13 protein-coding genes are annotated in these 15,186 nt (G+C 59.8%); 10 read left to right on the forward strand and 3 right to left on the reverse strand.

Going from position 1 to position 15,186, the window contains the following annotated elements; genetic code table 11:
- Positions 1-29: 29 nt before the first annotated feature.
- Complete coding sequence (locus RSF91_RS03535; protein WP_332567114.1) at positions 30-1,310, reverse strand: hypothetical protein; 1,281 nt, start codon at positions 1,308-1,310, stop codon at positions 30-32.
- A 186-nt stretch (positions 1,311-1,496) separates the two neighbouring features.
- On the reverse strand, positions 1,497-2,174 hold the full coding sequence (locus tag RSF91_RS03540; RefSeq protein ID WP_099738895.1) for a GntR family transcriptional regulator: 678 nt from the start codon (positions 2,172-2,174) through the stop codon (positions 1,497-1,499).
- A gap of 302 nt (positions 2,175-2,476) precedes the next feature.
- On the opposite strand from RSF91_RS03540, the gene RSF91_RS03545 reads away from it, so the two are divergent.
- The 6 genes from RSF91_RS03545 to RSF91_RS03570 are packed head-to-tail and all read left to right on the forward strand — an operon-like array spanning position 2,477 to position 8,991.
- Positions 2,477-3,196: a DUF969 domain-containing protein gene (locus tag RSF91_RS03545; RefSeq protein ID WP_332567115.1), complete on the forward strand. Its 720-nt coding sequence runs from the start codon at positions 2,477-2,479 to the stop codon at positions 3,194-3,196.
- Positions 3,193-4,146, forward strand: a complete 954-nt coding sequence (locus RSF91_RS03550) for a DUF979 domain-containing protein (RefSeq protein ID WP_332567116.1) — start codon at positions 3,193-3,195, stop codon at positions 4,144-4,146. The genes RSF91_RS03545 and RSF91_RS03550 overlap by 4 nt, the downstream gene beginning before the upstream one ends.
- A gap of 12 nt (positions 4,147-4,158) precedes the next feature.
- Complete coding sequence (pcp, locus tag RSF91_RS03555; RefSeq protein ID WP_332567117.1) at positions 4,159-4,824, forward strand: pyroglutamyl-peptidase I; 666 nt, start codon at positions 4,159-4,161, stop codon at positions 4,822-4,824.
- 19 nt (positions 4,825-4,843) lie between these two features.
- Positions 4,844-5,611, forward strand: coding sequence for a LamB/YcsF family protein (locus RSF91_RS03560; protein WP_332567118.1), 768 nt, complete (start codon positions 4,844-4,846; stop codon positions 5,609-5,611).
- Positions 5,612-5,616: 5 nt separating this feature from the next.
- On the forward strand, positions 5,617-7,260 hold the full coding sequence (locus tag RSF91_RS03565) for an urea amidolyase family protein (protein WP_332567119.1): 1,644 nt from the start codon (positions 5,617-5,619) through the stop codon (positions 7,258-7,260).
- 9 nt (positions 7,261-7,269) lie between these two features.
- Complete coding sequence (locus RSF91_RS03570; protein ID WP_332567120.1) at positions 7,270-8,991, forward strand: acetyl/propionyl/methylcrotonyl-CoA carboxylase subunit alpha; 1,722 nt, start codon at positions 7,270-7,272, stop codon at positions 8,989-8,991.
- Between the two features lie 17 nt (positions 8,992-9,008).
- Here RSF91_RS03570 and RSF91_RS03575 read toward each other — a convergent pair whose 3' ends face one another.
- On the reverse strand, positions 9,009-9,683 hold the full coding sequence (locus RSF91_RS03575; protein ID WP_332567121.1) for a TetR/AcrR family transcriptional regulator: 675 nt from the start codon (positions 9,681-9,683) through the stop codon (positions 9,009-9,011).
- Positions 9,684-9,926: 243 nt separating this feature from the next.
- Here RSF91_RS03575 and RSF91_RS03580 point away from each other — a divergent pair, with 243 nt between their 5' ends.
- From RSF91_RS03580 to RSF91_RS03595, 4 genes are all read left to right on the forward strand, one after another.
- Complete coding sequence (locus RSF91_RS03580; protein ID WP_332567122.1) at positions 9,927-10,808, forward strand: TauD/TfdA dioxygenase family protein; 882 nt, start codon at positions 9,927-9,929, stop codon at positions 10,806-10,808.
- Entirely contained in the window at positions 10,790-11,560 is a 771-nt protein-coding gene (locus RSF91_RS03585; protein WP_332567123.1) for a class II aldolase/adducin family protein, read from the forward strand. The genes RSF91_RS03580 and RSF91_RS03585 overlap by 19 nt, the downstream gene beginning before the upstream one ends.
- 74 nt (positions 11,561-11,634) lie before the next feature.
- On the forward strand, positions 11,635-12,573 hold the full coding sequence (locus tag RSF91_RS03590) for a 2-hydroxyacid dehydrogenase (RefSeq protein WP_332567124.1): 939 nt from the start codon (positions 11,635-11,637) through the stop codon (positions 12,571-12,573).
- A 103-nt stretch (positions 12,574-12,676) separates the two neighbouring features.
- Positions 12,677-15,160, forward strand: coding sequence for a heavy metal translocating P-type ATPase (locus RSF91_RS03595; protein ID WP_332567125.1), 2,484 nt, complete (start codon positions 12,677-12,679; stop codon positions 15,158-15,160).
- Positions 15,161-15,186: the final 26 nt, after the last annotated feature.

The raw sequence follows: 15,186 nt of genomic DNA on the forward strand, positions 1-15,186 counted from the left end.
CGATTTCTTCCAAGGCTCTTCCAAGGGAATCACGGGAGCGCAAAAAACTTCTTCTCACCGGCACATCCGCTCTCGTCAATCGTGACGTGAGCAAGTTGGTAGCCAACTTCGCGATACGGATTGGGGCGTGTGATCAGCGCAATGGCACTGCCATTTCTGGCGATGGAGAATTTTTCCAGTCGGTCAGGCAAGTCGCTTACTTTGCAAGCCCTGCCGTCCTGGATGATTTCTAACTGATGGGCGAAGTAGCCGTCCTTGTTGTAAGTCATGACCCGGGCACAGGTCCTTCCAGCCCAATCGCACAGCAAGCTTGGACCCCCTCGACTGTCTTGCATCGCACCTAAGCGAGCCAGGGCAGACAGATTGGCACCGGGCTTGAGCGCTGTGCTATCGACTTCATACTCTCTTGGATTGAGAGATTGACCGCCGCGGCGAGACTCTTGGATAAAAAACACTGCCTCATCACGGATCAGGCTAGCACTTGAAAAGAAAGCGTATTCCCGTGGGCTGATGGCCTCCATACTTCCGTCAGGCTTGCGCAGCATCCAGCCGTAGATAGTCCACTCGCGATGGCCAACAAACATCGTGGGCTGGTGACTTTTCAGAAGCCTCACCGCCCCCATAAAAACGATGGAACCATCCAATAGTGGTAGGAGGTTGCTGAAACCAGCATGCTCGAAGAGCTTAATGGGGGGCGATGTCTCGTCATCGCCCAGCCGCTGTCGCCACAGGGTTTCGGTCGTGCCAATGCGCCCATCGCCACTAGCCTGAGAAGGCTTGTCTGCTGGCACATGTGCTTCGCTTGGCGTTGTGGTGGCGTAGAACAGGTCATTGCCATCAGGAGCATAGGTAAATACGCCCGTCGCATTGACGCCAGAAGGTATGCTGACCAACCGCAGTGGTTGCTGCAGATTTCCTTCCAGCAAAACCCAGCCTGAACCTTTTTGACTTTTCCCAACCGCCACGCGTGAGCCATCAGGATTCAGCGCCACCATATAGTTTGCGGAGTTTTCGCGCGAGGGAATGCACCCGGTCAAGAAAATAGCTGTCACGCTCCAGACCATAAGCATTCGCACATCTACGCCGCTGAGGAGAGATGTCTCATTGCGACTCTCCTGTCTGCTTGGCCGTGATAAACCTCTTTGGACCTTCCGCAATTTCAGGGAGTGCTGCAGGCTGTTGAGTGAGGAGCAGACCCTGGCCCATATGCACAAGCTGTGCATGTAATCGTGCAGTCGGGGGGCTATCGCACCATTCTTCGTGGCGGTGAGTGCATACGCGAGTTTTGTCGCCATCTCCGAAGCGTTCATGGACTGCCTCCTATGCGCAAGATATCTTGAAAATGTTTGCCTGGCTAGGTTAGCGGCCGTCCAATAAAAAATGCGGCAGCGGTGGCCCAGAAATTTCCGGTGGACTTAATTCGGTGTAATCAAAAAAGCGCTCCAGAAATGAAGCGCTTTTTTTCATGAGGCAAAGGTTTGCGATGCTTTCTGGAGTCAAGCGGCCTTGATGCCCGCTTCCGCAAGTCGCCGCGCATAGGCGGCCAGGATTATTCGCTCTGAATGCACCAGGTAGGCACTCAACTCTTCTGCCGCTTCCTTGGGTTTGCCGTTTTCAAAGAGCTGCAGAATTTTCTGGTTCATGTCCACATAGGGGGCATGCAGAAAATGCGGGTCGCGCAGCAGGCCAAAGGCCAAGCGTAGCTCGGCCAGCAGGTGGGAGAACATTTCGTTCAAGCGTTCGCTGTCAGCCAGCGCCACGATGGCTTTGTGAAACGCCATATTGGCGGTGCCCACTTCTGACCAGTTTTCTTCGTCACGCAGCAATTTCGCGGTCTCTACCGCTTCGCGCATCAGCGACAGGGCAGGGTGCATGGGGTAGGCCTGAGCCAGCGCCTGGCATTCAATCATGCGACGTACGCGGTAGATGTCGATGATGGATGCCATGCTGGGCACGGCCACCGATACGCCCTTGTTGGGCTCATGCACCAGCAGACCTTCTTTGGTCAGCATGCGGAACACCTCGCGCAAGGTGTTGCGCGAGATTTCCAGCGATTCGCTGAGCGCCGCTTCAGACAGACGCTGACCGGGAGTGAGCGCGCCATTGACCAGCTGACTGCGTATTTCTTCGGCGATGCGCTCGGTCAGGTTCTGGACCTCTGCTGGGGCTTTCATGGCGATTCCTTCGTGTTGACGTCCGAGTGTAGCTACCGTTTTGTTGAGCCAAAAAATCTTGAAGAGAGACCGAAGCTAGGGTTTACTCTATTACGCATGGTTATTTGTTCTGCAGAAAATAATATTTGTGGAATCAATCTTTATTGATTGTTCAACAATTTGAGGGGTTGAGCAGCGCTAGAACAGGGGTGCCCAGCTTTCTTCAAAAGAGCTGGGCGGGGCTGCTGAGAGTGTTCCCGCCTTTGGCGTAGCACTCACAGCCCACCGCGCAGCGGATATGGGCATGACTCCCGGAGGCTCCCATGCCTGTTGACGTAAACCTGTGGCCGCTGATAGGCGTGCTCATCATCATTGCGGGCTTTGCGCTGCGCTTTAACCCCATGCTGGTGGTCATCGTGACCGCGATCGGCACGGCCTTTGCGGCGGGCTTTCCGCTCGATAAGGTGCTGGCTGCGATTGGTGCCGGCTTTATCAAGACGCGCAATCTGCCGCTCATCATCTTGTTGCCGCTAGCCGTGATTGGCCTGCTGGAGCGCCATGGTCTGCGCCAGCATGCGCAGAACTGGATCAGCTCCATCAAGTCGGCGACTGCTGGCCGCTTGCTCATCGTCTATCTGGCTGCGCGCCAGCTGACTGCGGCCATTGGCCTGACAAGCCTGGGTGGTCACCCCCAGATGGTGCGCCCGCTGCTGGCGCCCATGGCTGAAGGTGCGACCGAAAGCCGCTACGGCAAGCTGTCGACCAAGGTGCGTGAAAAGCTGCGCGCTATGTCGGCTGCTACAGACAATGTGGGCCTGTTCTTTGGCGAAGATATCTTCGTTGCGTTTGGTGCCATTGTGCTCATGACGACTTTCCTCAAAGAAGCGGGCATCGAGGTCGAGCCGATTCATGTCGCGCTGTGGGGCATTCCCACGGCAGCCTCCGCCTTTGCCATTCATGCTTTCCGTCTGCATCGTCTGGACAAGCAGCTGGCGCGTGAAATTGCTGCAGAACAGAAAGCCGCTCAGGGAGAACAGGCATGACCATCACCATTCAATACCTGTACTACCTTGTCGGCGTGGTGCTGGCGGTCACGGCCGTCATGACGCTGCGCGATGCCAGCAACCCGCGTCGCTTTTCGGCAGGCCTGTTCTGGGCACTGTATGCGCTGGTGTTTCTGGTTGGTGACCTGTTGCCAACCGCGTGGGTAGGCGTCATTGCTGTCGTTATGGCCTTGATCGCCGGTTTTGGCGGTGTGCTGGGCGGCAAGCACCAGCCGCGCACGGATGCGCAGTACATGGAAAGTGCCAAGCGTCTGGGCAACAAGCTGTTTGTGCCTGCTTTGGCCATCCCCCTCATCACCATGGTCGGTACGCTGTCGGCCAAGCATCTGGTGTTCGGTGGCGTTCCCCTGATTGATCCCAAAAACAGCACGCTGGTCAGCCTGGGTATTGGTTGTGTCATTGCGCTGGCTCTGGCCTGCAAGATGACGCGCGAAACTCCCATGCAGGGTCTGCGTGAGTCGCACCGCCTGATCGACGCTCTGGGCTGGGCGCTGGTGCTGCCGCAGATGCTGGGCATGCTGGGTCTGGTGTTTTCTGATGCCGGTGTGGGCAAGGCCGTGGCTTATGTGACCACCACCTACATCAACATGGATGTGCGCTTTGTGGCCGTGGCTGTGTATGTGATCGGCATGGCGCTGTTCACCGTCATCATGGGCAATGGTTTTGCCGCCTTCCCCGTCATGACCGGTGGTGTGGGTGTGCCCGTGCTGGTGGGTGTGTACCACGGTGATCCGGCTGTGATGGCTGCGGTGGGCATGTTGTCTGGCTACTGCGGTACGCTGCTTACGCCTATGGCGGCCAATTTCAACCTGGTACCCGCCGCGTTGCTGGAAATTGACAAGAATGCGGTGATCCGTGCGCAGGTGCCAACGGCTATTGCGCTGCTGATTGTTAACGTGTTCCTGCTTAACTTCCTGATGTTCCGTTAAGAGAGTGCTGCCATGACTGCTGCCACTGTCAAGCGAATTCTGCTCACCGGCTTTGAGCCCTTCGATAAAGATAGCGTCAACCCCTCGTGGGAAGTGGCGCGGGCGCTGGATGGGGAGTTGATTGCCGGTGGCGTGGTGCACGCCCTGCAACTGCCCTGCGTGTTTGGTGCGGCCATGCCGGTGCTCGATGAGGCTCTGGCGCAGTTGCAGCCCACGCTCATCATCAGCCTGGGGTTGGCGGGCGGGCGCACGGAGATCACGCCAGAGCGTGTGGCCATCAATATGGATGACGCACGCATTGCAGACAACGCGGGCAATCAGCCGGTAGATCAGCCCGTGGTGCGCGAGGCACCGGCTGCCTATTTCTCCACCCTGCCTATCAAGGCCATGGTGCGAAATTTGCGCGATGCAGGCATACCTGCTTCGGTGTCCAACACCGCAGGCACCTTCGTCTGCAACCATGTTTTTTACGCACTGATGCATCGCCTTGCGCGCAGAGCTGGGCCGGGTGTGCGTGGCGGCTTTATTCACATCCCCGCGCTGCCACAGCAGGCAGCACAGCACCCCGGCATGGCCAGCATGGCGCTGGAGACTCAGGTGCAAGGCATACGCAGCGCCATCCAAACGGCCATGACGGTGCAAGAGGATTTGCAGGAACACGCAGGTCAGCTGCATTGAGCTGGCCGGGAGACGCATGATGAAAATGGATTTGAACAGCGACCTGGGCGAGAGCTTTGGCGCATGGACTATGGGCGACGATGCCGCCATGCTCGACATCGTCAGCAGCGCCAACGTAGCCTGCGGCTTTCATGCTGGCGATGCGGCAGGCATCCTGTCCACACTCAAGGCCGCCAAGGCGCGCAATGTGGTGGTCGGCGCGCATGTGGCCTACCGCGATCTGGCGGGTTTTGGTCGCCGCAACATGGATGTGGCCAGCAGTGATCTGGTGGCCGATGTGATCTACCAGATTGGCGCTTTGCAAGGTCTGGCGCAGGCTGCGGGCACGACTGTGAAATACGTCAAGCCGCATGGCGCGCTCTACAACACAATTGCCCAGGATAAGCGCCAGGCCATGGATGTGATCACGGCCATGAAGGCGATTGATCCCAGCCTGGTGCTGATGGCTCTGGCGGGCGCGCCACTGATTGGCTGGGCGCGCGATGCCGGTTTGACCGTGGTGGCCGAAGCCTTTGCCGACCGTGGCTACACGCCACAGGGCGCACTGGTCTCACGCCGAGAACCCGGTGCCGTGCTGCACGATGAGCAACTGATTGCTCAGCGCATGCTGACGCTGGTGCGCGAAGGCGTGATTGAAGCAGTGGATGGCAGCATGGTGCGCGTGGAGGCTGACTCCATCTGCGTGCATGGCGACAGCCCCGGTGCCGTGGCGATTGCCCGTAATATTCGCCAGCGCTTTGAGCAAGAGGGCGTGAACATTGACTCCTTCGTGGGAGCTGCGCAATGAGCGCCATGCGTTTTCTTCCTGTCAATCGCCAGAGCATTCTGGTGGAGCTGGCCGACCTGCAGCAAACGCTGGCACTGCTGGGGGCGCTGCAGGCTCAGTCCATTGAGGGTGTGCAGGAGCTGGTGCCAGCCGCGCGCACCATTCTTGTACAGTTCGCCCCCCACATCATCAGCACCGCGCAGCTCGTCAATCGCATTGCGGCTTGCGATCTGAATGGCGAAGTGCAGCGCTCCGATGTACTGGTGCAGATTCCCGTCCGTTACGACGGTGAAGATCTCGCCGAGGTGGCACAGATTCTGGGCATCAGCCCTGAAGAAGTCGTGAGCCGCCACACCGGCAGCGAATGGTCGGTGGCCTTTACCGGCTTTGCGCCGGGCTTTGCCTATCTGAGCGGCGGAGATCCCATCTTCAACGTACCGCGCCGTGCCACGCCGCGCACCAAGGTGCCTGCGGGCGCTGTGGCATTGGCGGGTACATTCAGCGCTGTTTATCCACAGGCCAGCCCCGGCGGCTGGCAAATCATCGGTGTCACCGATGAAGCCATGTGGGACTTGTCGCGTGACTTGCCAGCCTTGCTGCAGCCTGGCTACCGCGTGCGTTTTGTGGACATGGATGCTATTGAAAAAGAAGCTTCTGGCGCTGATCATTCAAGCAATGCAGCAGTGAAGGTATCTGAAAGCGCTATTCCTCAAGTGCAAGCAGCTAGCAATATGGAAGCGCCTGCAGAGAGTGCTCCAGCCCTGCAAGTCCGTGCCACCGGTCTGATGACGCTGTTTCAGGACCTGGGTCGACACGGTCAGGCCGGGCAGGGCGTATCGGCTTCGGGCGCCATGGATCAGGCAGCGCTCAAGACCGCCAATCGACTGGTCGGCAATGCCAGTAATTTGCCCGCATTGGAGACCGTGGGCGGTGGCCTGTCCCTGCAAAGCCGTGGTGAGCTGGTGCTGGCTATTACCGGCGCTCAATCGCCCATCACCATCACCAATGCAGCGGGTCAGAGCTGGGTCGCATCCAGCTACTGTGCGCTGGCGCTGGCGGATGGTGACACCGTAACTATTGGCCAGCCCACGGCCGGTGCGCGCTGCTATGTGGCGGTTCGCGGCGGCTATCAGGTGCAGCCCGTGCTGGGCAGCGCCGCGACTGATACGCTGGCCCATGTCGGCCCACCCGCGCTGCAGCGCGGCCAGTGGCTGGGCGTGCAGCCAGCAGTCCACGCCGTTGTGGCTGATGCTGCTTTGCCCGTGCAAGGATTGCCCGCTGCCGATGCTGAAGTGGTGCTTGATGTAGAGCTTGGCCCGCGCACCGACTGGTTCACGCCAGAGGCAGTGGCCCTGCTGGCCAGCCAGCGCTGGCAGGTCACGCCTCAGTCCAACCGCGTGGGTTTGCGACTGGCAGGCGAGCAGGCGCTGAGCCGCGCTATCACCACCGAACTGCCGAGTGAAGGCACACCGCTGGGGGCCATTCAGGTGCCTGCCAGCGGCCAGCCTGTGCTGTTTCTGGCCGACCACCCTTTGACTGGGGGCTATCCCGTCATTGGTTGTGTGGCCGCTCATCATCTGGATCTTGCAGGGCAAATCCCTGTGGGCGCCTGGATTCGTTTTAACCCTGTTCGTGCATTTGCAGATTTGTCACCTGCCGTGGCGGATTGAGGAAGTTGTATGAAAAAAGTATTGATTGCCAACCGTGGTGAGATTGGCGTCCGTATCGCCCGCGCCTGCGCCGACTATGGTGTGAAGTCCGTCGCCGTCTATGCCAACGCCGATATCGACGCCCTGCATGTGCGCCGCGCCGATGAGGCCTATGGGCTGGATGGCGACAAGCCTGCTGAGACCTATCTCAATATCGAAAAGCTGATTGCGATTGCCAAACGCTCGGGCGCAGATGCTGTGCACCCCGGCTACGGCTTTCTCTCGGAAAGCGAAGCCTTTGCACGTGCTGTGCTGGATGCCGGTCTGATCTGGATTGGCCCCAAGCCCGACACCATCGCCAAGCTGGGCGACAAGGTGGAAGCCCGCAAGATTGCGCTCAAGGTCGGTGCGCCGCTGGTGGCGGGCACGGCCGATCCGGTCACCAGTGCCGATGAAGTGCTGGCCTTTGCCCAGCAGCACGGTCTGCCCATCATCATCAAGGCCGCGTTTGGCGGCGGTGGTCGCGGCATGAAAATCGCCTGGCGCATGGACGAGGTGGCTGAGCTGTACGAGTCCGCCGTGCGCGAAGCCGTGACCGCCTTTGGCCGTGGCGAATGTTTTGTCGAGCAGTTCCTCGACAAGCCACGCCATATCGAAGCGCAGGTGATTGCCGACACGCATGGCAATGTGGTGGTGCTGGGTACACGCGACTGCTCGCTGCAGCGCCGCAACCAGAAGCTGGTAGAAGAAGCGCCAGCGCCCTTTATCAGCGAAGCACAGCGCGCGCGTATTCACAGCGCGGCGAAGGCGATCTGCGCGGAGGCTGGCTATATCAGTGCTGGCACGGTGGAGTTTCTGCTCAGTGGCAATGGATCGATTTCCTTCCTGGAAGTCAACACCCGCCTGCAGGTGGAGCACACGGTGACCGAGGAAACCACGGGCATCGATTTGGTTCAGGAGCAACTGCGCGTGGCCGATGGCCTGCCGCTGTCTTTCAGAGAGACGCCTGCACCGCGTGCGCACTCCATCGAGTTCCGTATCAATGCCGAAGATGTAGGTCGTGGCTTCCTGCCCACGCCTGGCCTGATCACGCGCTTTGCGCCCCCATCCGGCCCCGGCGTGCGTCTGGATTCGGGCGTTGAAACCGGCTCCATCATTCCGGGCACTTTCGACTCCATGATGGCCAAGCTCATCGTGACGGGTGCTACGCGTGAACAGGCGTTGGCCCGCGCCCGCCGCGCGCTGGCCGAGTTCCAGATTGAAGGCGTGGCCTCGGTGCTGCCGTTCCACAAGGCCGTGCTCAATCAGCCTGACTTTGTGGGCGCAGATGGCTTCCATGTCCACACCCGCTGGATTGAAACGGAGTTTGCCGAGCCGCTGGCTGCAGCTGCCCGCGCCGAGCCTGTGGCAGACACCAGCCTGCTGCGCACCGCTATCGAAATCGATGGCCGCCGTGTATCGCTGGGCTTGCCCGCCATGCTGCTGCAAGGCCTGTCTGCACCCACTGCAGTCGCTTCACAAGCAGCGCAGCAAAGCGTGGACCCTGATGCCGTGGCTTCGCCGATTGCCGGCAACCTTCATGTCTGGAAGGTGGCAGATGGCGATGAAGTCAAAGAAGGCGACGTGATTGCCGTGATGGAAGCCATGAAGATGGAAATGCAGGTGTCTGCACATCGCTCTGGTCGCATCACCATGGCTGTGCAGGCGGGTACAGCACAAACGCTGGGTGCGGTGATTGCACATATCCGCTGAGACTTGATGTACTCAGTTCACAACGCGGCCTGAGGGCCGCGTTTTGTTTGGGTGCAGCTCAGGGCCATGGTCACCAGTGCATCCAGAAAAGCGTGAGATCGAGCCTGCGCGGGCATGTCCTGCACTGCGTTGTGAATGATTTCGCGCAGGCCCTTTCCCAGCAGGTAGGCGGCCAGTTCTGGCTGGTCCGTCTGCACTTCGTCGGCATATATCTGCAGCAGCGGCAGCCAGGTCGTGTTGATGAACTCCTGCGTGCTGGCCTGCGGCGCATGCCACAGGCCCAGGTGCAGGGCCGATCGATAGCGCGCATGAAAGCCGGGGCTGAGTCCATGCAGCCGAAGCTCCACGCGAATCATGTTGGCAAAGATCTGGCGCAGTACGGCATGCAGAGGCAGACCATGCAGCCGCTCGCGCATCTGGTAGAGCTGTACCGACTCTTGATCGAGCAGGCGCTCATAGACCGCTGCAATCATCGATTCCTTGTTCGGAAAGTACTGGTAGATGGAGCCCACGGTAGCCCCCGATACCTCGGCAATCCGGTTCACCGTCAAGGCGTCTTCGCCTTCCTTGTCCAGGATGCGCAGGCAGGATTCGGCAATGGCATCCACCAGCGCTTTGGAGCGGGCCTGCACAGGCAGCTTGCGTGGCTGGGGCAATTGGTCCTTGGGGAGTTGCGTTGTTCGCGATTCCATGAAATGCAAGTCCTGTATCTGGTGATCTGCTGTTTTTGGATTTTTTGCTTTGGCAGCAACGGTTTGCGGCTGTAGTCCGTGCGCGGCAATGCGAGTGGAAAAAGCGGTTTGGGCTCTCTAGACTGTGTCTGGCGCTGGGCCAATCCTAGCGGCATTCATCACTGTAAAGAGTTCTGCGCTGCGCTGTGGAGGAGACAAGAAGCGCATCAGCAGGACTGGCAGCCACCATTGAAGGAGAGAGAGTTGTCCATTCCGTTGACCGTCAAACCGCTGGGCCCGCGCATTGGCGCCGAGGCTCTGCAACTGGATCTGGCCGGAGCCTTGTCTGCAAAGACGCTGACCGAGCTGGAGACAGCGCTGATCAAGCATGAAGCTCTGGTGCTGCATGCACCGGATATGACGCCTGAGCAGCATTTGGCAATTGCCAGGCATTTTGGCCAGGCCGAGGTACATACCTTCTACCCGAATCTGGGTGCGGGCTACGAGCAGATCACGGTGATTGACTCCAAGCTCGGTGACCGTGCCGATATGTGGCACCACGACGAGAGTTTTCTACCCAGCCCGCCCATCGTCACCATGACCCATGCGCAGATCTTGCCACCTACTGGTGGCGACACCTGCTGGATCAGCATGACCAGTGCCTACGATGCACTGTCGCCGCGCATGAAGCAGTACCTTGAAGGTCTGCAGGCATGGCATGACATGAATGCACCCATGACAGCAGCGCTGCAGCAGGGCGTTGTCACGCATGAGCGCTATGTGGAAGTGGTGTCTCAGAACCGCAGGCATTTGCACCCGATGGTGCGCGTTCATCCGCTCACCGGGCGCAAGGCGCTCTACATCAGTCCCACCTATGTCACGCATATCGAGGGGCTGTCGCAGGCCGAAAGCCGAGCCGTTCTTGCTTACCTGCATGGGCATTGCATGCAGGTGGAGTTTCTCTTCAAGCACCGCTGGAGCGTGGGTGACATGGTGATCTGGGACAACCGCAGTGTGGTGCACAACGCCATCATGGATTACGCACCGCACCAGCGCCGCATGCACCGTGCATCGGTGTTCGCACATCAGCCCGCTACCACCAACAAGCAAGAGAAAAAGGAGGCCGTATGCGCCACGACGGTCTGAATCAGGAACTGCTTTCCCAGTACGCACCGCGCCCAGGTCGCAAGCCTTTGCTGCCCGAGCTGACGGAGCGCCAGCAGGTGGCGTTGCTATGCCGCGTGCTGTCGCGAGAAGGCTATAACGACCATATCGCGGGGCATATTACGCTGCGCTTGGATGATGGAACGTATCTGGCCAACCCCTGGGAGCTGACTTGGAGCGAGCTGACAGCCTCCGATATCTTGCGGCTGGATGCCAAAGGTCATGTGATCGAGGGCGAGTGGAACATCACTCCCGCCATTCAGTTGCATGTGGATGTGCATGAAAAGCGCCACGATGTGCGCGTGGTTATCCACAACCATCCCGAGTGGAGTTCGGTCTGGTCTGCCACTGGCAAGGTGCCGCCCGTGTATGACCAGACCTCGGCGCTGGTTGATACTGATCCTGTGGTCTATGACGAGTATCGCGGCACGGTAGAGCAGCGCGAACTGGGCAATGCCGTTGCCACGGCGCTGGGGCAGAACAAATGGGCGCTGCTTGCCAACCATGGTGCGGTGGTTGTAGGCGGCAGTGTTCGTCAGGCGCATCTGCGTGCCATCACGCTGGAATGGCGCTGCCGACTGGCATGGCGTGTGCAGGCGCTGGGCGGTGGTAACCCGCTGTCGCCAGAGGTGGTGCAGGCCACGGGTGGGCGCACGGACCTGCATGGCTTCCCCTTCCTGTGGGAAGCCATGTGCAGGGAGGAAATCCGCCGCGATCCTTCAGTGCTTGAGTAAGCCCAATGCTTCACTTTCTGCTGCATCGCTGGTGGGAAGTGAAGAACTCTTTTGCTTTTCTGAAAGCTGTTTTTATGACTGACCCAGGCCTGCGACCTCATCTGTTGCTGGTGACGCCCGTTCCGCTCAAGCTGCGTGAGCGACTGAGCCAGAATTTTGTGCTGCATGACGATGCGGCGCTGGACCCCGGACAGCGCCTGACCCTTGCTGCAAAGGTGCGCGCCATGCTGTGCAACGCGCAGTCTGCGGTCAGTAGATTGCAGATGCAGCAATGGCCTGCGCTGGAGATGATCTCTGTTATCGGTGTGGGCATGGACGGCATTGATCTGAAGGCTGCTGCGGCGCAAGGCATCGCAGTGCGTAACACGCCCGATGTGTCCACCGAAGATATTGCGGACCACACTTTGGCCTTGCTGCTGACAGCCACGCGACAGATTGTGCAGGCGCATCAGTTTGTGCAGCAGGGGCATTGGTTGCAGGGGCGTTATCCGCCCGGCATGCGCTTTTCAGGCCGGTGCATGGGCATTGTCGGTCTGGGGCGCATCGGCAGCGCCGTGGCCAGACGCGCGCAGGCCTTTGATATGTCGATCGCTTACACAGGCAGAACTCCTAAACCGGATATCAAATATCGCTGGTATGACAGCGTGCAGGAGCTGGCCGCAGCGGTGGACTTTCTGGTTGTCTGCGCCAGTGGAGGCTCGCAGACGCAGGGATTGATTGATGCCTCGGTGCTGCAGGCTCTTGGCCCGCAGGGTGTGATCGTCAATATCGGCAGAGGCTCCATCGTGGATGAGGCTGCTTTGGTACAGGCGCTGCAAAGCCGCACGATTGCCTATGCAGCGCTGGATGTCTTTGTCAACGAGCCCGAAGTGTCACCCGCCTTGAGGGAGTTGCCCAATATCGTGCTCACACCGCACATGGCCAGCGCTACCCAGCAAGGTCTACAAGCCATGCTGGAGCAGGCGCAGACGCATCTGCTTGAGCACTTCGGCATGACTGACGCAACAGACTGAGCAAGATCAAGTTTCTGCCACGCTAACCAAGGTTTAAGTCAGGTGCTTGACCTTTACATGATGTCAATCTCTACAGTGGCTATCAACGTGAATGGAGAAAGCCATGAATGCATTGACGAAGAACGGCGCTTTCGAGCTGTCGGTGGAAGGAATGACCTGCGCATCCTGCGTAGGCCGAGTGGAACGCGCGCTGAAAAAGGTGCCGGGCGTGCAAGGCGCGGTGGTCAACCTGGCCACTGAAAAGGCCAGCCTGACCATCGAGGACCCGGCTCAGGCTTCGGTCATCTTGCCGCAGGTCGTGGCGGCTATTGAAAAAGCCGGCTATGCCGTGCCCGCGCAAAGCGTGGACTTGCAAGTCGGCGGCATGACCTGTGCTTCCTGCGTGGGCCGGGTGGAGCGTGCGCTGAAGAAAGTGCCCGGCGTGCAAAGCGCCACCGTGAACCTGGCGACAGAGCGCGCCAGCGTGCAGTGGCAGGGCGATACCGATGTGAGCGCGTTGATTGCCGCCATTGAAAAAGCGGGCTACGAAGCCCAGCCCGTGGTGCAAAGCGCCGGTGTGGCTGGCGAAGATGCCACCGCCCAGCGCCAGGCGGCGGAGCGTGAGTCGCTCAAGCGCTCTCTGATCTTTGCCACCGTGTTTGCGCTGCCTGTGTTTCTGCTGGAAATGGGCGGCCACATGGTGCCCGCTTTTCACCACTGGATTGCGGGCACGATTGGCACGCAAAACAGCTGGTACATCCAGTTTGTGCTGACGGCCTTGGTGCTGTTTGGCCCTGGTCGCCGCTTCTTTGAAAAGGGTGTTCCTGCCTTGCTGCGCGGTGCGCCCGACATGAACTCGCTGGTGGCGGTGGGCACCTCGGCGGCGTTTGCCTATTCGGTGGTGGCTACCTTCATGCCGACGTTGCTGCCAGCAGGCACGGTCAATGTGTACTTTGAGGCTGCAGCTGTCATCGTGGCGCTGATCTTGCTGGGCCGTTTTCTGGAGGCTAGGGCCAAAGGTAATACCTCGGAAGCCATTCGCCGTCTGGTGCAACTGCAGGCCAAGACTGCCCGCGTGCGCCGCGATGGCGTGGTGCAGGAAGTCGACATTGCTCAGGTGCATGCCGGTGATGTGATTGAGGTACGCCCCGGTGAGCGCATTCCGGTCGATGGTGAAGTCATCGAAGGCCAGAGCTTTGTCGATGAATCCATGATCAGCGGCGAGCCCGTTCCGGTCGAGAAAATGCTGGGCGCTGAAGTGGTGGGCGGTACCGTCAACCAGAATGGTGCGCTGGCCTTCAAGGCCACCAAGGTGGGTGCCGATACGCTGCTGGCGCAGATCATTCGCATGGTGGAGCAGGCCCAGGGCAGCAAGCTGCCAATTCAGGCGCTGGTGGACAAGATCACTATGTGGTTTGTGCCGGCCGTGATGGCCGCTGCGCTTCTGACTTTTGGCGTCTGGCTGATCTGGGGGCCTGATCCCGCGCTGAGCTTTGCGATGGTCAACGCCGTGGCTGTGCTCATCATTGCCTGCCCTTGCGCCATGGGTCTGGCCACACCGACTTCCATCATGGTGGGCACGGGTCGCGCTGCGCAAATGGGCGTGTTGCTGCGCAAGGGTGAAGCCTTGCAGCAGCTCAAGGACGCCAAGGTGGTGGCCGTGGACAAGACGGGTACGCTGACCAAGGGCCGCCCCGAGCTGACTGATCTGGTGCTGGCCGCAGGCTTTGAGCGGGGCCAGGTGCTGGCGCAGGTTGCCGCTGTGGAAGACCGCAGCGAGCACCCGATTGCGCGAGCCATTGTGGATGCAGCCAAGGCCGAGGGCTTGCAGATTCCAGCCATCAGCGATTTTGAATCGGTCACTGGCTTTGGTGTGCGTGCCGTGGTTGATGGCAGCAAGGTCGAGATTGGCGCTGATCGCTTCATGCGCAAGCTGGGTCTGAATGTGGATGACTTCGCAGCGGAATCGGGTCGTCTGGGCGACGAAGGCAAGACGCCGCTGTACGCCGCCATCAACGGCCAGCTGGCCGCCATGATTGCCGTGGCTGACCCGATCAAAGACACCACCAAACCTGCGATTGATGCCTTGCATGCGCTGGGCCTGAAGGTGGTGATGATCACCGGCGACAACCGTCGCACCGGTGAAGCGATTGCGCGCCTGCTGGGGATTGATGAAGTGGTGGCCGAGGTTCTGCCCGGCGGCAAAGTGGATGCGGTGCAGCGCCTGAAACAGGAGCACGGCACGCTGGCCTATGTGGGCGACGGCATCAACGATGCGCCTGCGCTGGCCGAGGCCGATGTGGGCATCGCCATTGGCACGGGCACCGATATTGCGATTGAGGCGGCTGATGTGGTGCTGATGTCCGGCGATCTCTCGGGTGTGCCCAATGCGATTGCACTGTCCAAGGCCACGATGAAGAACATTGGCGAAAACCTGTTCTGGGCTTTTGCCTATAACGTGGCGCTGATTCCCGTCGCCGCTGGCCTGCTGTATCCGTTCAACGGCACGCTGCTGTCGCCGGTGTTTGCGGCCGGGGCCATGGCGCTGTCCAGCGTTTTTGTGCTGAGCAATGCGCTGCGACTCAAGCGTTTCAAGCCTGTGTTGTAAATACTGAAAGCTGGCTGCGGTGTCAT

This window comes from Comamonas sp. (assembly GCF_036643215.1).
Classification (GTDB): Bacteria; Pseudomonadota; Gammaproteobacteria; order Burkholderiales; family Burkholderiaceae_C; genus Comamonas.